This window comes from Varibaculum sp. C0165D1 (assembly GCF_056590355.1).
Genome location: NZ_JBWPVY010000005.1, coordinates 93,607 through 113,703 on the forward strand (window position 1 = coordinate 93,607; position 20,097 = coordinate 113,703).

17 protein-coding genes are annotated in these 20,097 nt (G+C 54.2%); 4 read left to right on the forward strand and 13 right to left on the reverse strand.

Translation table 11 applies throughout. The features are described from left to right. Positions 1-635 precede the first annotated feature (635 nt). The 4 genes from fbaA to pyrE all read right to left on the reverse strand — a co-directional run bounded on the left by fbaA (position 636) and on the right by pyrE (position 3,833). Complete coding sequence (fbaA, locus tag AC1EKS_RS07995) at positions 636-1,679, reverse strand: class II fructose-bisphosphate aldolase (RefSeq protein WP_481009343.1); 1,044 nt, start codon at positions 1,677-1,679, stop codon at positions 636-638. A 152-nt stretch (positions 1,680-1,831) separates the two neighbouring features. Beyond that, a complete protein-coding gene (locus tag AC1EKS_RS08000) occupies positions 1,832-2,476 on the reverse strand; it encodes a TrmH family RNA methyltransferase (protein ID WP_481009288.1) in 645 nt (214 codons plus the stop codon). 4 nt (positions 2,477-2,480) lie between these two features. Continuing rightward, positions 2,481-3,254, reverse strand: coding sequence for an SDR family NAD(P)-dependent oxidoreductase (locus AC1EKS_RS08005; protein WP_481009289.1), 774 nt, complete (start codon positions 3,252-3,254; stop codon positions 2,481-2,483). 3 nt (positions 3,255-3,257) lie between these two features. Continuing rightward, positions 3,258-3,833, reverse strand: a complete 576-nt coding sequence (pyrE, locus tag AC1EKS_RS08010; protein ID WP_481009344.1) for an orotate phosphoribosyltransferase — start codon at positions 3,831-3,833, stop codon at positions 3,258-3,260. Positions 3,834-3,874: 41 nt separating this feature from the next. Between pyrE and AC1EKS_RS08015 the strand changes: the two genes are divergently transcribed. Further along, positions 3,875-4,666 (forward strand): exodeoxyribonuclease III, encoded by a 792-nt coding sequence (locus AC1EKS_RS08015; RefSeq protein WP_481009290.1) that lies wholly within the window; start codon positions 3,875-3,877, stop codon positions 4,664-4,666. Positions 4,667-4,672: 6 nt separating this feature from the next. On the opposite strand, the gene AC1EKS_RS08020 is transcribed toward AC1EKS_RS08015, so the two are convergent. The 8 genes from AC1EKS_RS08020 to dnaK form a co-directional block, all read right to left on the reverse strand. Continuing rightward, complete coding sequence (locus tag AC1EKS_RS08020; RefSeq protein WP_481009291.1) at positions 4,673-5,530, reverse strand: serine hydrolase domain-containing protein; 858 nt, start codon at positions 5,528-5,530, stop codon at positions 4,673-4,675. A 12-nt stretch (positions 5,531-5,542) separates the two neighbouring features. Then, positions 5,543-6,538, reverse strand: coding sequence for a TetR/AcrR family transcriptional regulator (locus AC1EKS_RS08025; RefSeq protein WP_481010356.1), 996 nt, complete (start codon positions 6,536-6,538; stop codon positions 5,543-5,545). Positions 6,539-6,830: 292 nt separating this feature from the next. Next, positions 6,831-9,452 carry an ATP-dependent chaperone ClpB gene (gene clpB, locus AC1EKS_RS08030; RefSeq protein ID WP_481009293.1) on the reverse strand — a complete coding sequence of 874 codons (2,622 nt, stop codon included), beginning with the start codon at positions 9,450-9,452 and terminating at the stop codon, positions 6,831-6,833. A gap of 243 nt (positions 9,453-9,695) precedes the next feature. After that, positions 9,696-10,679 (reverse strand): hypothetical protein, encoded by a 984-nt coding sequence (locus tag AC1EKS_RS08035; RefSeq protein ID WP_481009294.1) that lies wholly within the window; start codon positions 10,677-10,679, stop codon positions 9,696-9,698. 37 nt (positions 10,680-10,716) lie between these two features. Next, positions 10,717-11,160 carry a heat shock protein transcriptional repressor HspR gene (locus tag AC1EKS_RS08040; RefSeq protein WP_481009295.1) on the reverse strand — a complete coding sequence of 148 codons (444 nt, stop codon included), beginning with the start codon at positions 11,158-11,160 and terminating at the stop codon, positions 10,717-10,719. Further along, complete coding sequence (locus tag AC1EKS_RS08045; protein WP_481009296.1) at positions 11,160-12,167, reverse strand: DnaJ domain-containing protein; 1,008 nt, start codon at positions 12,165-12,167, stop codon at positions 11,160-11,162. The genes AC1EKS_RS08040 and AC1EKS_RS08045 overlap by 1 nt, the downstream gene beginning before the upstream one ends. 21 nt (positions 12,168-12,188) lie before the next feature. Then, positions 12,189-12,944 (reverse strand): nucleotide exchange factor GrpE, encoded by a 756-nt coding sequence (locus AC1EKS_RS08050; RefSeq protein ID WP_481009297.1) that lies wholly within the window; start codon positions 12,942-12,944, stop codon positions 12,189-12,191. A 105-nt stretch (positions 12,945-13,049) separates the two neighbouring features. Beyond that, positions 13,050-14,924 (reverse strand): molecular chaperone DnaK, encoded by a 1,875-nt coding sequence (gene dnaK / locus AC1EKS_RS08055; protein WP_481009298.1) that lies wholly within the window; start codon positions 14,922-14,924, stop codon positions 13,050-13,052. A 403-nt stretch (positions 14,925-15,327) separates the two neighbouring features. On the opposite strand from dnaK, the gene AC1EKS_RS08060 reads away from it, so the two are divergent. From AC1EKS_RS08060 to AC1EKS_RS08070, 3 genes are all read left to right on the forward strand, one after another. Continuing rightward, complete coding sequence (locus AC1EKS_RS08060) at positions 15,328-15,759, forward strand: GNAT family N-acetyltransferase (protein ID WP_481009299.1); 432 nt, start codon at positions 15,328-15,330, stop codon at positions 15,757-15,759. 255 nt (positions 15,760-16,014) lie between these two features. Continuing rightward, a complete protein-coding gene (locus tag AC1EKS_RS08065; RefSeq protein ID WP_481009300.1) occupies positions 16,015-16,863 on the forward strand; it encodes an aldo/keto reductase in 849 nt (282 codons plus the stop codon). Positions 16,864-16,941: 78 nt separating this feature from the next. Further along, entirely contained in the window at positions 16,942-18,003 is a 1,062-nt protein-coding gene (locus tag AC1EKS_RS08070) for a polysaccharide deacetylase family protein (RefSeq protein ID WP_481009301.1), read from the forward strand. 387 nt (positions 18,004-18,390) lie between these two features. Here AC1EKS_RS08070 and pgi read toward each other — a convergent pair whose 3' ends face one another. Beyond that, a complete protein-coding gene (gene pgi, locus AC1EKS_RS08075) occupies positions 18,391-20,088 on the reverse strand; it encodes a glucose-6-phosphate isomerase (RefSeq protein WP_481009302.1) in 1,698 nt (565 codons plus the stop codon). Positions 20,089-20,097 lie beyond the last annotated feature (9 nt).

Consider the following 20,097-nt stretch of genomic DNA (forward strand, 5'->3'; position numbering starts at 1 on the left):
CTTTCCATCATATCTAAGGCGCGAGATACCCGAACCGTCATCGCCTCCTATTTTCATCACCTGCGCCCTCCCCGCACCAGAACACCCTCCCCATACAAAAGCACCCTCCAACGCCGAGAAAAAGCACAATTTTCGCCCCTCTAAACACCACCCCGGAGGGCGAAACTGTCGCCGGAGGGCGATTCGGTTCCGGGAGGGCGATCCTGTCGCCGGAGGGTGATTTGGTCAGGTAAAAGCCAAACAAGCGAGCAAAAGCGCCCTCCCCGCACCAAAACACCCTCCCTATACAAAAGCACCCTCCAACGCCGAGAAAAACACGATTTACGCACCCCAAAACACCACCCCGGAGGGTGATCTTGCCCCCGGAGGGCGATTACGTTCCGGGAGGGTGGTTCGGTTCCGGGAGGGTAAAACTGTCCCCGGAGGGCGCTCTTGTCTCTAAATAGCGCAAACCAAAGGGAAGCCTTGGCGGAGGATCCGGGCTAATGCCGAGAACCCGCCAAGGCTCTGCCAGCAAAGATTAAGATTCCGTAGTCAGGCTTCGTCGATAACAGGTGCAAGAAAAAGGGGAGCCCTGGCGGAAAATCCGCCAGAGCTACCCTTTAAATCTTTAGCTAACTAGATAGCTAGCAAAGTTACTTAATCTTGGTGCCGACCGAGCCCAGACGCTCACACGCCTCGACTACGCGCGCCGCCATACCGGCTTCGGCAGCTTTACCCCACGAACGAGGATCGTACTGCTTCTTAATGCCAACTTCGCCATCAATCTTCAAGACACCGTCGTAGTGCTTGTACATCCAGTCGGCGACGGGACGGGTGAAGGCGTACTGAGTATCAGTGTCAACATTCATCTTGATAACGCCGTTCTTTACCGCAGTGGCGATTTCTTCGGCGGTCGAACCGGAGCCACCGTGCATTACCAGGTCAAACGGACGATCACCCTTGCCGTACTTCTTGCCTACGGCTTCCTGAATCTCACCCAAGATTTCCGGACGCAGCTTAACAAAGCCCGGCTTGTAGGCGCCGTGGACGTTACCGAAGGTCAAAGCGGTCAGGTAACGACCCTTTTCACCAAATCCCAAAGCTTCGGCGGTCTTCATGCCATCTTCGGGGGTGGTGTAAAGCTTCTCGTTGATTTCGCCAACGATGCCGTCCTCTTCGCCACCAACAACACCAATCTCGACCTCAAGAATGGTGTTGGCTTTCACCGACAAATCCAGCAGTTCCTGAGCAATTTCCAGGTTCTCTTTCAACGGAACAGCAGAACCATCCCACATGTGGGACTGGTAGAAAGGCAGGCGACCAGCCTTGACCTCTTCAGCTTCCAGCTCCATTAGGGGACGAATCCAAGAATCAATGTTCTGCTTGGCGCAGTGGTCAGTGTGCAAAGCTACGGTCACCGGGTAGTTCTTGGCGATCTCCCGCGCATAGGCGGCCAAAGCCAGGGAGCCGGCTACCCGATCTTTAATGGTGGAGCCCGACCAGTATTCGGCACCGCCTACCGATACCTGGATGATTCCGTCTGATTCTGCCTCGGCAAAACCGCGAATCGCGGCAGTTAGCGTTTGGGAGGAAGTAACGTTAATCGCGGGATAAGCGAACTTGCCTTCCTTCGCGCGATCTAGCATTTCGTTATAAACATCAGGGGTTGCAATAGCCACGAGGGCCTCCTTTAAGATAGATTCCTTACCTGTTTTATTGTCTCACAAGGTCGAGGCGTGCGCAGGGCCTTGTGTCCCAAGGCTTTAAGGCTATTAGAGGACGAGATTCGGCAGATCACTAACCCCTACCACCCGCACGCCCGCGGCTCTGACTCTATTCTTCGTCCGCTTCACTCCCCACCGCAACCTGATGTCACAGCAGAATCCGGGCTATCGCGATGCTGAATCACCCACGCCCACATAGCTACTGCTGCGGCCGCCCCTACATTTATGGAGCGGGTGGAGCCATACTGGGTAATCTCGTAAACCGCGGCGCATTCAGAGAGCATTTCCGGGCTTAAACCGTTCGCCTCGGAACCAAAAACTAGACAGCACTCGGCCGGTAAAACCGCATCTTCTAAAGGCTGAGAGCCTTCCACATTGTCAATCCCAATCAGGGTGACCCCGGCAGAGCGCGCCCAATGCGCAAAAGATCCGGCGTCCGGGAAATGGTCTACATGCTGATAGCGATCGGTTACCATCGCGCCCCGTTTATTCCAGCGGTGCGCACCTACGATATGTACCGAGTTAGCCCCGAAAGCGTTAGCCGAACGCACGATGGAGCCAATATTGAAATCATGGTCGAGGTTTTCGATGGCGACCTGGAAAGGGAAACGCTCGCTATCGAGGTAGTCCCGAACCGCGCCCCGGCGCCAATAACGAAAACGATCTTCCACATTGCGCCGGTCGCCTTCCGCAAGTAGCTGGGGATCCCAATGGTCACCTTCCGGCCAATGGTCAGGCCCTCCAGGCCAAGGGCCAACTCCGTTTCCCATGGGCTTAGACTTTAAACCGGTCACGCTGCAGGTAACCCGTGAAACGGCACACTAGGGAGCGGGGAGCCTTCCAGGTCAAGAAGCTCATGACCTTAAATATCGCAGAAGGTACCGAAATAACTTTTCCGCGCGCCAGATCATTTAATCCCTGTTCAACTACGTATTCTGGGGTTAGCCGGGCAATAGTGGGCACGTCCTCGATCTTGGTGGTGATCTTGCTAAAGAAACCAGTATCGGTAGTGCCGGGCTTTAGCGCCATTACCTGCACCCCACTGCCTCGCAATTCTTCTGCCAGGGCGCAACTAAAGATCTCTACCCAGGTCTTATGAGCCGCATAGGTTCCCATAGCGGTCCCGGAAGCTACCGAAGACACATTCAAAATCGCACCCCGCCCGCGCTTACGCATCCGCGAAGCCGCGGTTTGTGACAGCAACATCACCGCGCGCACCATTACGTTTAGTCCGCGCACCTGCTGAGAGGCAGAGCCGTCTACAAAATCTTCTGCCAGGGCAAAACCAGCGTTATTAACCAACAGTGAAATCGGACGCTCGGGGGAGGCTAAACGCCGCGCCACCGCTTTTAGGCCTGCCTGTGAAGCTAAATCGGCAGGCAACACTTCGCAGGTTACCCCGTAAAAGTCTTCAATGCGTTGCGCCTGTTCCAGCAAAACATTTTCTCGCCGCGCCACCATCACCACGTTGTGACCGCGCCCTGCTAGCTGGTTACAAAACTCGAGCCCGAGTCCACTGGAAGCTCCGGTTACTAAAACCCATGACATCTTTTAATCCCCCTCGATCCCTAAATCTGTCAAATCTAGCGCCGCCAGATATTTCCAGCCGGCTTGGTTAACTTTTTCTTTAGCCACATCGCCGCGATCAACTACCACCGCCACGCAGAGCACTTTGGCTCCTGCTTTTTCCGCTGCCTGCGCTGCCTGGATGGGAGATCCGCCAGTGGTGGAGGTATCTTCCACGATCACCACCTGTTTACCAGCGATGTCGGGGCCTTCTACCTGTCGACCCATCCCGTGATCTTTGGCTTCTTTGCGCACTACAAAAGCATCAATATCGAGGCCACGTGAGGACGCAGCCTGCATGATCGCAAAAGCTACTGGATCCGCCCCCATAGTTAGCCCGCCGACCGCATCAATATCTTCGGGCAAGTAGCCAGCCTCTTCTAGCAGATCCAAGAGCACATGCCCGATTAATACCGAGGCCTCATGATGCAAGGTGGAGCGACGCAGGTCAATATAAAACGAGGATTTCTTTCCGCTGGCGAGCGTGAAATCGCCATATTTAACTGATAGCTCTTTGATTAAGGAAATCAGGCGATCTTTTTGAGAATCATTAGCGGTCATGGCATTCAGTTTATCGGTTTTAGAACCGATATGGTTAGCACATGAGGATTGCAACTTGGAACGTTAACTCGATCCGCGCCAGATACGAACGGGTGAGCGCACTTTTAGAGCGCGAGAACTTAGATGTATTGGCGATACAAGAAACCAAATGTCGCCCGGACCAGTTCCCCTATGAGCCTTTCACCGCTGCCGGATACGAGGTCGCGGTGCATGGGGCAAACCAGTGGAACGGGGTGGCGATTATTTCTCGAGTGGGTCTGGACGACGTGCAGCAAGATTTCCCGGGCCAGCCTGCCTATGGGAACCCCGGGAAAGAAGCGGTAGTGGAACCGCGCGCCCTCAGCGCCCTGTGCGGCGGGCTGCGAATTTTTTCCCTCTATGTTCCCAATGGTCGCGAGCTCTCTCATCCGCACTATCGCTATAAACTTACTTGGCTAGCTAGGCTCCGCGAGTACGCGTCTTCGCTGCTTCAGGCGGATCCGAAAGCACAACTAGCGCTAATGGGCGACTGGAACATTGCCCCCTTTGACCAGGATGTGTGGGATATGGAGGTTTTTGCGGGCGCCACTCACGTGTCTAAACCCGAACGCGAAGCTTTTTTCGCTTTCGAAGATGCCGGTTTCACCGAAGTTACCCGCGACCTTTTTGATGGGTACACCTATTGGGACTACAAACAGTTGCGTTTTCCCCGAAATGAGGGAATGCGTATAGATTTCGCTTACTGCTCCCCCGCCCTAGCAAAAAAGGTCACGGGAGCGCAGTCTTTGCGCCAGGAACGCAAAGGCAAAGGCGCCTCCGATCATGTGCCGGTGATTTTAGAGGTAGCCCCCTAAAGCCCTTTAAGTTCCAATCTCGCGGAGGGCGCGGTTTAACTGCGGCCACAGCCGCTTATGGAGGGGGCCGAAGGACTCTTGCCCTAAGAAAGCTGCCCCCAGGTGGGCTGCAGGGTCAATCCAGAGGAAAGACCCGGATTGTCCAAAGTGTCCATAGGTCTGTTCGCTAGAGCCGGGTAGCGTCCAGTGCGGGTCTTTTCCGGCGTGGATTTCGCAGCCTAGTCCCCAAGCATTATCGCGGTGAAAGCCATAGCCAGGCACTACCCCAGGTAGCTGCATTTCATCACTGCTTGACCAAGCAGAAAACAGCTTTGGAGATAGGAACCGCGGACAGGCGGCCTCGTAGGCAAAAGTAAGTAGTTCTCGCAGGTTGCCATGCATTCCCCAGGCAGGCGAACCTCGCATTTTGCGTTTTATTCCCAGGGGTGAAAACACCATTTCCGCCGCCCAGGTAGCGAAGGGAACTCCGCTACGCTGAGCGAGCAGCTCGCCCAGGATTTCATATCCGGAATTGGAATATACCCTGCGGGTTTGGGGGACGCGGCTAAATTCCCGTTTTTCATGGTCCAATCCGCTGCGGTGAGCAAGCAGGTCAGCTACTGTTACCGGGCGGGAATCGTCTACTCCCGGTATCCGGGTTAAGGGCTGATCCAGGTCGAGGATGCCGTTTTCAACGGCCCCTAAAATCGTGCGAGAGGTAACGAGCTTGGTCACCGACATCCACGGATATACTTTTCCCTGGTCACCCCAACTTCCTAGCAACTGGCAACTTTGCGGTAAAGACGCCGATTCAAAGGAAAAGAGGGCGCAGGAAACCGGGAAAGGAAACTGGGTAAGGACTGCAGCTACCGGGTCAAACGCCATCCTGGCTGATTCCTAGAAGGGGCGGGCAGCCATAACCGCGGTAAGAGCCGCCACCGCTTCACGCGGCACTACGCCAACATCCGCCAAGGTGTTGTATTCGTCGGTTTCCAGGACGTTGTTGATAACCAACCGGCCCAGCAAATCGATACTGAGAGCCTGATTTTCTTGCGCGTATTCGAGGTCGCTGGCCACCAGAATGCCGGAACGAACAATCTTGTCCAAGATGTCCTCGGGCACGTCCGAAAGGCCGTATTTCTCCATTTCCTGGGAGGAAAGGCTGATGTATCCCTTTTCCAACAGATCTTCCAAGGTAAATCCCGCCACCTGTTCGATTGCAGCCATCGCCGAGGGGGAAGCGAAACCGCTGGACATGATGGCACGAAGTGCCTTGGGGTTGGAAAGATCCACCTGATTAATAATCAAGTTAGTCAAGGAACCGACCACATCTACTCTGTCCCTGTTGTAGAGCCACTGGATATGCAGGCCGTACCATTCGGCCAGAAGGGAATGTGCCAGTGTCTTCGGGTCGGCGTCCTTGTTAATCAGGTCATCTTCTTGTAGCTGACTAAAAGCACTCGTCAGCACGGTTTGCAGTCCTTCAAAGCGGGCTGCAAAGTGATCATGTGCGGGGTGCACCTCGTTGGAGGCTTCCACCGACAGCATGCACTCCATTTCCACGATCGTGGGATTGGAACTGAGCTCGGTAGAAAGTTCGGTGAAGGCATTGAATACTTCGAAAGGCTGCATGTGCCGCATAGCCTGTACGTCGAAGTTAGAGCGATCCTCATAGCGCTCGATAACCGCCATGAGCAGGGCTTCTTTGGAGGGGAAGTGGTAGATAACCCCCGGGTGCGAGATACCAACACGGCGGGCCACATCGCGCATAGATAGACCGTGGTAGCCAACTTCCGCAATCATGTCTACCGTTGCGTCAAGTATGGCTTCACGTCGAGCCACGCCACCGGCGTAAGGCCCGCGTTCCCCGCTCTTATGTGCTGGTTTGGGCACCTGGGCATCCCCCTCCCTTTTGCCTACCACCTATTATCTTTTCTACCGTTAGGTACAATAATACCCAAGCTCTAACCAGGATACAGTTTTTCACCGCAAAGCACCTAACGAATCGGCGATGTTTTACAACAGTTGTCCCCTCTGAGAGTGTTATTCGACCCCCTCAGACCTGTAATTTGGCGAAAATTCGGTTAGACACCCTCACTAACAGGGCTTTCAGTAATAATAAGCGTGATCAGGTGGTGCCGGAAGAGTATCCCTCTTCCGGCACCACTTTAATGACGAGGTGTCACTAAACCAGCTGCAGGTGGAACCTTCCCGCCGGAGCGGCGTGCCCCTGCGGCACCTCCACCTTGATTTCGGCACCGTCCTCCCATTGTCCGGCCAACAGCCCTTGGGCCAGCTGATCCCCAATCTCGGTTTGAATCAGGCGGCGCAGCGGACGTGCTCCGAACGCCGGGTCGTAGCCGCGGTTAGCTAACCACTGCTTCGCATCCTCGCTAACTACCAGCTTCAAGCGGCGAGAAGCTAGCCGCTGCATAACTTGCGCTAGCTGCAGATCCACGATCTTGGCCAGCTGGGTGCGAGTGAGCGGCTTGAAGATCAAAATCTCGTCTAGCCGGTTCAAGAACTCCGGTCTGAAATTAGCTTTCACTGCCTCCATAACCAGACGTTCCTTCTCGTCCTCGCTCATATCTTTCTCGGTCAGATACTGCGAGCCTAGGTTAGAGGTAAGCACCAAAATAGTGTTGCGAAAATCCACTACCCGGCCTTGACCATCAGTCAGTCGCCCATCGTCTAACACCTGCAACAGCACGTGGAAGATTTCCGGATGCGCCTTTTCGACTTCGTCGAGCAAAATCACCGAGTAAGGACGCCGACGCACCGCTTCAGTCAGTTGGCCGCCTTCTTCGTAGCCCACATAGCCGGGAGGCGCTCCGATCAGACGAGATACCGAGTGCTTTTCTCCGTATTCGCTCATATCGATGCGCACCATCGCCGCGGGATCATCAAAGAGGAACGCCGCTAAAGACTTGGCAAGCTCGGTCTTGCCCACCCCGGTAGGTCCGAGGAAGAGGAAAGAACCGGTAGGACGGTTGGGGTCAGATACCCCGGCCCGCGAGCGCCGCACCGCATCTGATACGGCTTGGACTGCCTGCTCTTGCCCGATTAGTCGCTTACCGATTTCGCTTTCCATGTGCAGCAACTTCTCGGTTTCGGTTTGCATCATTTTCCCGGTAGGAATACCCGTCCAGGACTCCACGACTTCCGCAACCTCGGTGGGGCCAACTTTTTCGACCACCATCGCGTCGGAGCCATCGCTTTGCTGCTCCTGCTTTTCGGCAGCGGCAATCGCGGCTTGAATCTGGGGAATTTCCCCGTTCTGTAAACGCCCGGCGCTTTCCCAATCGCCGCTGCGCATTGCCCGCTCTAACTGGGTGTTTAGCTTATCGAGCTGGGCGCGCAGATCCCCGACCTTGTTGCGCGAGGCTTTTTCGGATTCCCAACGCACGTTTAGTTCGTCCAAGACCTGTTGTTCCTTGGAGATTTCAGCGCGTAAGTCGGCCAGGCGGGCTTTGGTCTGTTCATCTGAGCCTTCACTCTCAGAATCAGCCAGATAGGCTTCTTCCATTTTCAGCCGGTCAACCTGACGGCGCTTTTCGTCTACCTCCACCGGACTAGAATCTAGCTCCATCCGCAGACGGGAAGCGGCCTCATCAATCAGGTCAATGGCCTTATCCGGTAGGTTGCGTTCAGTGATATAGCGATCCGAAAGTTTCGCCGCGGCCACCAGCGCCCCATCGGTAATCGTAACTTTGTGGTGCGCTTCGTATTTGGGGGCAATCCCGCGCAAAATCGCTACCGTGTCCTCTACCGAGGGTTCTGCTACAAACACCTGCTGGAAGCGGCGTTCTAGGGCCGGGTCCTTCTCGATGTTTTGTCGGTACTCATCCAAGGTGGTGGCCCCCACCATCCGGAGCTCGCCCCGCGCCAGCATGGGTTTAATCATGTTTCCGGCGTCCATTGCGCCTTCGGATCCACCCCCGGCACCTACTACCGTGTGCAGTTCGTCAATAAAGGTAATGACTTCCCCGCCAGCGTTCTTGATTTCCTCGAGGACGGCCTTAAGGCGTTCTTCGAACTCACCGCGATATTTTGCTCCGGCAAGCATTGCCCCGAGATCTAGGCTAATCAGTTTCTTGTTTTGCAAAGACTGGGGAACGTCGCCGGTTACAATCCGCTGCGCCAGGCCTTCTACGACTGCAGTTTTACCCACCCCAGCCTCTCCGATTAGCACCGGGTTGTTCTTGGTGCGCCGCGAGAGCACCTGGATAACCCGGCGGATTTCTTTATCCCGTCCGATCACCGGGTCTAGTTTCCCGCTGCGCGCCACTTCGGTGAGGTCGCGTCCGTACTTTTTCAGAGCCTGGAAAGAGGCTTCGGGATCTTCAGAAGTTACCGGGTCTTTGCGAATTTCCTTGAGCTTTTCGCGCAAGGCCTGCACGCTGGCTCCCGCCTTATTTAATAGGCGGCTAACCTCTGTTTGCCCTTCGGATTCATCGGCGAGGGCGATTAATAAGTGCTCGGTAGAGACGTATTCGTCGCTAAGTTCGCGCGCCAGATCGCCAGCTTTATTAATCACTCGGCGCATGGCCATTGAGGTTTGTACTTCCCCCACGGAGCTCCCGGTGACGCTGGGTAGTTTTCCTAGCAGGTGATGCAAGGGCGCGTTAATTTGTTGGGTGCGGCTGGGCACCACCGCTTCTAGAAGTGCAAACGCAATCGAATCGGTTTGTCCTAGCAAAGCATTTAATAGATGTTCTGGCTCAACCTGAGGGTTGTTATTGGCTTGCGCGGTTTGCACCGCGTCCCCTAAGGCGGCCTGCGATTTTACTGTAAGTTTCGTTTCCATATTTTCCTCCCATATTCCCATCCGGGTGGGATGGGGTGTTGCTATTTAGTCCAACACCTCTAAAGTTGAGTTTATTCCACTCAACTTTATTTTTTAAGTTGTCTGCCTCACAAAAGAGGCTTTTTCTTAAAAAACAGAGAAGACCCTAACGACCGGCATAAAAAGGGGCATTAGCCCTAAAAAATTAGAACAGCTAAAAACCAGCTGTTTAGTGGCTACCGCGGCGAGCGACGAGCACCCAGACTAGCGATAATAGGAATTATTCAGTAACGCTTTGCGATTATCCCTACCACGTTTAACTGTCCAGACAATCCCCCAAATCAGTAGCCCTAGGCCGGTGAAGCCGATAATCGTGGGGAGGATAAATGCCCAAATCAACAAGGTAAAAGTAACATTGGGAATCACGTTGATGGCGGTGATCGGCGCTTTATCGGGCTGGGCACTCTTGCAGTCAATCACCAGTTTCCCACGAGTATGGAGATTGTAGCTGAATACCTCGTTGTTCTTGTCACCCCCGGCAGAGTTGGCGCTGAAATCTGCCCCCGCATCGGTTTCGGAGACAAGTTCCTGGCCGTTGATGGTAGTCTTACAGGTAACATCTGTATTTTCTGGCACCTCTACCAGCACGATAGTACGACCGTGATAGTCATCCTCACGAGTGATAACGCTATCGCCACTATGACTTTCCATATCGGCGCTGAGATTAAGCCCATACCCAAGTAGCATTCCAACGAAGGCGACCGGGGCAACCACGATCATAAATACGATTCCCAGCACCAAAACCGTGATCGGCACGGCGCGAGATTTTGGATTCTTGAGGGGAGTCACGGGATTGTCCCCGAGGCCCGAAAAGCTGCCTGGACCGATATTTCCCGGCCCTCCCTCATTCGGCATTCCCGCAGGCGCACGCCAAGAGTCAGCACCGTTTCCCCCATAACCGGGAGGAACCGGAAACTTCCGTTGCGGCTCCGGGAATGATTGGGGCTTAGAATACTCGCCCTCCGCTGGCTGCGAATAGCCACTTTGCATCCCGTAATTAGTGCCGTTTTCCCGATAAGTTTCGCCTGGACTCGGTATTTGTTGCGAGGAGGAAGCCGCGGGCCCGGAGGACGTCTGCGAGGAATCCTGCCCGTGCGAGGCGGGGGTTCCAGAGTGCAATTCGCCGTCCAAGACCCATTGTTCCTGTTCACTTGAGTGTGCGCCGTATCGATTTGGAGTTTCGCTCATACTTCCTCCCGTAGCAGTATTGCCTTTATTCTAAAGGCTAGCCCTGATTTCCATCCCAAATAACTATTTGTCCTGGTAGATAGGGTACCAATTCCTGTCCCGACACTTGCCTCGACCTTGGGAACTTAGTCAAAGGAGACACCTCCCCGGTGGGAGCTGCCGAAAACACTCTCCCACGTCCGCGTTCGTAAATAGTGAGCCGCTGACGCAAACGCTCATTTTCAGCCGCCAAACGAGTAGCCGCGCGTTGCAACTCTAGCACCCGCTTAATGCCTGCCAGGTTAATACCCTCTTCTTGGGAAAGACGCTGCACTTCTCGCAGTTCCGCAATATCTTCGGCGCTATAACGCCTCCCCCGGCCCTTAGTGCGCTTAGGGATAACCAGTCCGATGCGATCGTATTGCCGCAGAGTTTGCGGATGCATCCCCGCCAGCTCTGCGGCCACCGAGATCACATAGAGCGTTTCTACCGTGGCAGTCATTATTGCTCCTCAAGCTGACTGCGGGGATTAAAATCCGGGTGATCTGCGCGAATCGCTTCGCCCAGCTGCTGGGCAATATCAACTACCCGCCTAGAAGGCTTGCGCGGATTGACTATCCGCACGATAGCTACCACATCTAAGCCATCTATTCCTTTACCGCGCATACGCAGCTTAGTACCGCTATCGGCTCCGGCAGGGATCTTAATAGTTGCCTGTTTATCGCCTAGCAGGGGCACCTTCACTTTGGCACCCGCGAGTGCTTCGGCAGCGGTAACTGGCAGCTGCATCTGCAGGGCTTTCCCGTCGAACGCATACACCGGATCGGGGGTGACATGCACGGTCACTACCAGGTCACCATTGCCACCCGGACCGGGTCGTCCTTTTCCACGCAGACGTAATTTTTTGCCATCGCGGATTTTACTGGGGATACGCGCGGTTAGGCTCTTGCCATCTACCGTTAGCTTCATAGTGCTGCCCGCCATAGCGGTGCGAAAATCTAAGGTGACTTCCGCAGCTAGATCTTGCCCTTTGCCGCCACCGGAAAAACCGCCAGCTCTCGCCCCAAAAGGAGCGGATGCGCCGAAACTGCCGCGGCCGCCCCCAGAGAACAGAGAACCAAACATAGAGCCGAGGTCACCTTCGCCCAAGTTGATCCTAGCGGAGCCTCCCCCGGGAACGGTTCCGCCCCCAAACATAGCGCCGAATACGTCTTCGAAGCCTCCGGCCCCACCATGACCTCCGGCGGGGCCGGCGCTGAAACGGGCACCACCACCCGCCATAGCGCGAATAGCGTCGTATTGACGTTTTTGTTCGGGGTCCGACAATACCTGATAAGCTTCCCCGATTGACTTGAATTTCTCTTCGGCCGCTTTATCGCCAGGGTTCTGATCCGGGTGATATTTGCGCGCTAGTTTTCGGTAAGCCTTCTTAATTTCGGCCTGATCTGCCTTTTTTGACACTCCTAAGGCAGCGTAGAAATCTTTAGCTACCCAATCTTGTCCGGCCATGAATGCTCACCTCCTTCTTCCCTAATCCGGGTTATTTACTATTACTTTCGTTGCCCGCAGCACCTGGTCGCCCACTTTGTATCCGGGCTGGAGCACCTGGGCAATACTGGGTTCTCCCTCTCCGCCGCTTTGCGCCATCATGGCTTCGTGTACGGTGGGGTCAAATTCCTCCCCGTTACTGCCGTAGCGAGTCAAACCAAAGTTAGTTTCTAGGGTACTTTCCAATTTGTTAGCGATCGATTCGAAGGGACCTTCCAATTCGCCCGCCTCCCGCGCCGCCTGCACATCGTCGAGGACGCTCAGCAGCACTTGCAACACCGCTTTTTGCCCATCGGTCCGGTGGGCAGACATTTCCGTCTTGCTCCGCTTTACATACCCGGAGTATTCCTGCTGCAAATTATAGGTTTCGGCTCTTGCCCGAGCTAACTCTTCTTCTAGCTGTGCTACCTGGGCTTTAAGCTGTTCTACCTGAGCATTTGCGTCCTCAGATTCTGCTTTTTCCGAAGCACCATCTTCTTCTGGTACGGCTGCGGGGTCGCTATCAATTTCTTCCCCCAGACGCGCAGCTAAATCCGCAAAAGCGGCGTTTTCGTCTTGCTTATCGGTTTCTTCCGGTTTAGCGCTGGCAACCGGCTCTGACTGCGCAGAGGCGTCCGCGCTTACGGGAGTTGCTTGCTCCGGCGTGCCGGGGTCTTGAGGATCCGAGTCCTGCGGGGCGGAAGAATCCGCCTGATTTTCTGATTCTGGATCCGAAGTCGGATGCAATGGGTCTTTCACCTTGATCTTTATCCTCCGTTTCCCATTTTGCTCTTCCAAAATTCTTCCTCCTGCCGGTGGGGCGCCCACTTTCGCGAGCGCCCCAGACAGTCTGAGACTAAAGAGTTACTTGTCTTCGTCTTCTTCGTCGACCACTTCCGCGTCGATTACGTCATCCTCTGCACCGCTACCAGCATCCTCTGCAGTGGCCCCAGACTCCGCCTGACCTTGGGCAGCTTCAGCCTGGGTCTGCGCATAGAGGGTTTCCCCAATCTTTTGCGACTTGGTGTTGAGTTCTTCCATCGCGGTCTTCACGGCCTCGACGTCTTCACCTTCCAAAGCCTTCTTGACCTTATCGGAGGCTTCCCGTACCTCTTTGGCGATTTCCTCGGGCAGTTTCTCGGCATTATCTTTCAGCAGTTTCTCGATCGAGTAGACCGTCTGTTCGGCCGAGTTCCGCAAATCAGCTTCTTCACGCCGCTTCTTGTCTTCTTCCGCGTGCGCTTCGGCCTCTTTAACCATGCGGTCGATCTCGTCCTTAGAAAGCGCGGAACCTCCAGAAATAGTCATCGACTGTTCCTTATTGGTGTTCTGGTCTTTCGCCGAGACGTGCACAATCCCGTTGGTGTCAATATCGAAAGTGACCTCGATCCGGGGAACCCCCATAGGCGCGGGCAAAATCCCGGTGAGCTGGAAAGTTCCCAGAGACTTGTTATCGCGGGTAAAGGTACGTTCACCCTGGAACACCTGGATTAACACCGAATCCTGGTTGTCTTCCGCAGTAGAGAAAATCTCCGAATGCTTGGTAGGAATCGCGCTATTGCGCTTAATCAGGGTGGTCATTACCCCGCCCTTGGTTTCAATCCCTAGCGACAAAGGAGTCACGTCAATCAGGAGGACGTCACTGCGGTCACCCTGGATAATCCCGGTTTGCAGGGCGGCACCGCTGGCCACCACTTCGTCGGGGTTAACCGACTTATTGGCTTCTTTTCCGTCGGTCAGGGACTTGACCATATCGGCTACTGCCGGCATCCGGGTAGAACCACCCACCAGCACTACGTGGTCAATATCGGATACGTGAATCTTGGCGTCTGCAATTACCTGTTCGAAGGGCTTGCGGGTGCGTTCTAGCAGATCCTGAGTCATTTCCTCGAAGCGGGCGCGAGTTAGGCGCTCATCAAGGTGAACCGGCCCGGATTCAGCCATCGACAGATACTGCAGGGAAATCTGAGTAGAGGTGGCCGAGGACAGTTCCTTCTTGGCCTGCTCGGCAGCATCGCGCAGACGCTGGATCGCGATCTTGTCGTTCGACAAATCCACACCGGTATTAGTTTTCACCGTGCCGATTAACCAATCGACAATCCGCTGATCCCAGTCGTCACCACCGAGGCGGTTATCCCCGTTAGTGGCGCGCACCTCGATAGTGGAAAAGCCGTCCTCATCTTTCATTACTTCCAGCAAGGAAACGTCGAAGGTGCCGCCACCGAGGTCAAACACCAGAATAGATTCGTCCTTGTCGCTCTTCTCGAGCCCGTAGGCCAGGGCGGCCGCAGTAGGCTCGTTTACCAGGCGCAATACGTTTAGTCCGGCGATTTTACCGGCATCTTTAGTCGCCTGGCGCTGCGCATCGTTGAAGTAGGCCGGCACGGTGATTACCGCGTCCTGTACCGAGTCTCCCAAGTATTCTTCGGCGTCTTTCTTTAGTTTGCCCAAAATAAAGGCGCTGATCTGCTGGGGGTTATATTCCTTATCGTCAATTTTTACTTTCCAGGAGCTATCTCCCATGTGGCGTTTCACCGAGGCGATGGTGCGATCCACGTTAGTTACCGCCTGCCGTTTGGCCACTTCTCCTACCAGGACTTCTCCGGCCTTAGAGAATGCCACCACCGAGGGGGTGGTGCGCTGACCTTCTGCGTTGGCAATAATAGTGGGCTGGCCCCCTTCTAGAACCGCAATTGCGGAGTTGGTGGTACCCAAGTCAATACCTACTGCACGTGCCATAGTTTTTCCTTCCTAAAGAATTTATGTAGTTAGTCTTTTAGCTCTAGGTTTTGACGGCCGACGCCCGATATTTTCGGTGTTAGCGACATCCGTCGAGATTCAAAAGACCTTGAGCCTTACACACTCAAGATTATCAAATCCTGGCCGACTATCAAGCCGTTCCCCTAAAACCTGAGTCTACTTAACTCAACTCCGCGGGCCCGACTTTTATTCCCTTCCTCCCAAAAAATTATTGCTAAAAATCTATAAAATGACATTTACCTGGGCTTTTATCTTGTGGGGAACTGCTAAAGGCGCGGGTTTTCCTTCAGAAACACTTCCAATGGGGAGGTCACTTTCCAAATTGCGCTTTCAGCGTATATCTTTTCTAGGTAGAGACTTCCCTAAAAATAAAGGAGTAATCATGGCAGTCGAACTGGTCGAAGAGTTCAGTGACGAACTAGTAGAGGCATTTTCGCGTCTAATCCCCCAGCTTTCGCAATCCGCCAAACAGCTGACCCCCGAGCAGATCAAGGAGTTCTGCGAGCAAGATGGAGTCTACTTGCTAGTTTTTCGCTCCGAAGAAGGCAAGATTCTAGGGATGCTATCTTTGGCGACCTTCAAGATTCCCACCGGGAAGCGGGCTTGGATTGAGGACGTGGTCGTAGATTCGGCTGCCCGCGGTCACGGAGCTGGCCAAAAACTAGTAGAGGCTGCGGTAGTTCACGCCAAGAAGGTCGGGGCAAAAACCGTGGATCTTACTTCTCGCCCTTCGCGCGAAGCCGCCAATCGCCTTTATCGGCGCTGCGGATTTGAGCAGCGGGAAACCAACGTTTATCGCTACGCCGATAACTAACTCCGCCCAGCTAATCCCGCTGCATCCTCGTAACCTTCCAATTTTGAGGGCGTACACCGGATTTATTCCGCGGTGCAAGATAAAACACACTCTCAGATTTTAGAAGCGTTTCGCCTGGTAATAACCTTTAATTTTAATTTTCTTAGCGGGAAGCTCTCGACCTAAAGGGTGAGTTAGCTAGCAATGTTGCCCAAAGAGGGCGACGCTCAGGTAAGAATAGGGGCGAAAGCAGTCGAGAATTGAAGGAATGATTATATGAGCGCCCTGTCCATTCCCAGTGTGGGACTTTCCACCGGATACCAGATTCCGCAATTCGGTTTCGGAACCTACAAAATTGCCCCCGAAGATTGTGTAGACGCAGTTAAATATGCTTTGGATCTGGGGATTCGCCATATTGACACCGCCCAGATGTATCACAATGAGGCCGAGGTGGGACGCGCCATTGAAGAATCGGGGATCCCGCGCGATGAAATTTTCTTGACCACCAAACTCAATAACGATAAGCATTTGCCGGAGGACGCCCGGAAGTCTTTCCAGCAAAGCCTGGAGGATCTACGCACCGATTACGTGGATTTATTCTTGATTCACTGGCCGCTCCCCACCCTTTACGGGGGCGATTTTGTGCAGACTTGGCGCACCCTCCTGGAGTTCCAGTATGACAAAACAGCACGTACCGTGGGGGTTTCGAACTTCCAAATCAACCACCTAGAACGTTTAATTACCGAAACGGGAGTAACTCCGGCCGTTAATCAGGTAGAGATCCATCCGCAATTCGCTAACAATGAGCTACGCGCCTTCCACCGCAAGCACAATATCGTCACTGAGGCGTGGTCGCCGCTGGCGCGCGGAAACGTTTTAGGGGAAGAAAAAGTAATTGCTGCCGCCAATCGCCTCGGCAAGACTCCTGCCCAAGTGGTACTACGTTGGGGTATTGAGCGCGGAGACGTCCTCTTCCCCAAGTCAGTTCACCCCGAGCGCATTAAAGAAAACTTGGATATTTTCGATTTCCAGCTAGATGAACAGGCCAAAGTTGATTTAGATTCCCTGGATAAGGGCGAGGCCGGCCGTTCCGGCTCCCACCCCGACACCATGGATCGCCTCTAGAGCGCAGAGACGATGTCCCGTCCTCGCCACGCTGCCGGCAATCATAAACGTTCCCGGGGAACGCGACTAGGAATCTTATTGCTATCACTCTTGGTAGTAGTCACGGTTTCAGGCCTGGTGTTTAGCTTCTTTTCTGGCACTACCAAAGAGGAAACCCCGGCGAAAAGTGCCGCTAGCAAGGCGACTTCACACCCCCAGGACTCCGCATCTCCGCAGGCCGATTCTCCGCACTTGACGGTGGGATTACATGGCGATGCGAATACGGTTGTCCGGCGCGGCGATAGCTATATTGAATCCGGGGCCTACTGCATTGATGACCGGTCCGGGATGATCGGCAACGTAGAGGCAACCGGAAAAGTTAATACCCAAACAGCTGGGGATTACACCATCGAGTATCGCTGTATTAGCGGCAACGCCCAGGCACGAGCACAACGAAAGGTTTCGGTAGTTACCGCCAGCTCCAGGGACTGGGCTAAAGATGGGGTTCCGGTGATGATGTATCACAATGTGTATGACCCCAACAATCCGCCCAGCCAGCTGAATAATAATTTTATTTCTATTTCGAAGCTCGAAGAACAACTCAAATGGCTAAAAAGTAACAACTTTTACCATCCCAGTTTTTCGGAGTTACGTGCTTGGGCTGACAACCAGATTGCCCTCCCCGCAAAAAGCGTAATTTTAACCTTCGATGATGGGGAACTCGGTTTCCTAGAGCACGGGCGAGCACTTTTGGACAAGTATCAGATCCCGGCCACTTCCTTTTTGATTGGAAGCATCGCCGCCAGTCAAGAAGCAATTCGAAATAACCCCAGCCGTTATGTTGACTATCAGTCCCACTCTTGGGATTTGCATAAACCCGGTGGACATATTGGGCACGGTGGGCTAATTAGTGCACTGAACAAGAACCAGATCAAAGATGACCTTACAAAAGCAATCGACCTGCTAAAAAGCCGAGACGCCTTCGCCTATCCTTTCGGAGATGTGACCGAGGAAGGATTGGCAGCGGTTAAAGAGCTAGATATCAAAGCCGCCTTCACCACCAAATACGGGAAAGTTAAAAAAGGCGCTGATTTCCGCCAGTATCCCCGGGTACGGGTCAGCGGCGAGCAGAGCCTCCAAAGCTATATCGCCAGCCTCTAAGCAAAAAGTCGTTGCCACCATTAGCGACGCGGGGGCTAGATTTTTCCTCCCACTTGGAAACAGATATCGCCGTTCCCGAGAATAGATTGGTGTGGCGGTAAATGCGCGGGCTAGATTTTTCCTCCCGCCCAAGAATTTGGGAAAGACCAGGGTCTTTCCCAAATTCTTATGCCCACCGCACCCACTCGGATAAAATCTAGCCCCCGCATACAGCACGGTTACAACAGCCGCTATGCTGCGCCAATACGCGGTTGGCGCGCTAAAAGATGCGAGAGGGCGACTTGAGCCGAGCGAAGCAAGGCTCACCGGAGCCCCGAGCGCTTTTAGCGCACCAACCTCCTAGCCCCCGCGCTCACGCATAAAGCTGCGCCCTCATGTTATAAGAGGCTACTTTTCGCGATTGGCGTGGTAGTAGTCGATCAATGCTTTGGTGGAGGGATCTTGCTGCTCCAGGACCTCTTTGTCACCGGCGATTGCCGGAGTGAGCGCCTTGGCTAGCTGTTTACCCAGCTCCACACCCCACTGGTCGAAGCTATTAATCCCCCACACAACCCCTTGCACAAAGGTGATGTGCTCATAGAGGGCGATCAACTGTCCTAGCACCGAGGGGGTTAGCCGTGGCGCCATGATCGAGGTTGAGGGCTTGTTTCCGGGGAAGACCCGGGCCGGGACGATGTTCTCGGGAGTGCCCTCAGCACGTACCTGCTCAGCGGTTTTCCCGAAAGCTAGCGCCTGGGTTTGGGCAAAGAAGTTCCCTAGGAACAGCTCATGCTGATCGTTGTCGCCATCTTTTAAGGGCCAGGTGGGGTTAGCGAAAGCGATGAAGTCCGCGGGAATCATCTGAGTTCCCTGGTGAATCAACTGGTAGAAAGCATGCTGACCGTTAGTGCCCGGCTCTCCCCAGAAAATTTCACCAGTATCATAGGTTACCGCTGCCCCATCCCAGCGCACGGCCTTACCATTGGATTCCATGGTCAGTTGCTGCAGGTAGGCCGGGAAACGATGTAGGTATTGAGAATAGGGCAGTACCGCGTGGGTGGGGGTATGCAGGAAGTTGCGGTACCACACGTTGATCAGTCCCATTAGCAGGGGGACGTTCTTGCTTAGCGGAGCCGTCTGGAAATGCTCGTCCATGGCGTGCATCCCAGCCAGGAAATCAGAGAATCCTGCTTTGCCAATCGCAACCGCCAGGGCGGTACCGACTGCGGAATCTACCGAGTAGCGTCCTCCTACCCAATTCCAAAAACCAAAGGCGTTATCCGGGTCGATACCGAATTCCGCTACTGCCTCGAGATTAGTAGACACTGCCACGAAATGCTTCGACACTGCCTGGCGGGACTCCTCCTCGCTGAGCTGAGCCGAGCTTTCTTTACCTTCCCAGATTCCCCGAGCGGCCAGCTGGTCTAACAGCCAGGTGCGAGCTGCCCGGGCATTAGTTAGGGTTTCCAAGGTCGTGAAAGTCTTGGAGGCCACAATAAATAGGGTGGTTTCCGGATCCAGATCCTTCACTTTTTCGCACAGATCCGTGGGATCGATATTAGACACAAAACGGCACTGCAGTCCCGATTTCACATAGGGAATCAGCGCTTCATAGGCCATTGCCGGACCTAAATCCGAGCCTCCGATACCGATATTAACTACCGTACTAATGGGTTTCCCGGTGACCCCGACCCATTGTCCGGTGCGCACCTTTTCGGCAAAATCGTAAACCTGCTCTAAAACGGCAGCTACATCGGCAGAAACATCCTGCCCATCAACTTCGAGTTTATCTTCGCGTGGCCGCCGCAACGCCGTATGCAGCACCGCGCGATCTTCGCTGGTATTGATATGCGCGCCCGCGAACATGGCGTCTCGATGCGCCTCAACTTTGGTCTGTGCTGCCAGGCGGGCTAGCGCCTTCAATATGGGGTCAGTGATCAAGTTCTTTGACAGGTCCACTTGTAAATCTGCAGCTCTCAAGGTTAGATCTTCCGCCCGGCTAGGTTGGTCTTGGAACCAACCCGCTAAATCTGGCTGAAAGGACTGGGCTAGATTCTCTAGCTCTTGCCATGCCTGGGTGGTAGTGGGATCAATCGGGGCACTCATTTTTTCTCC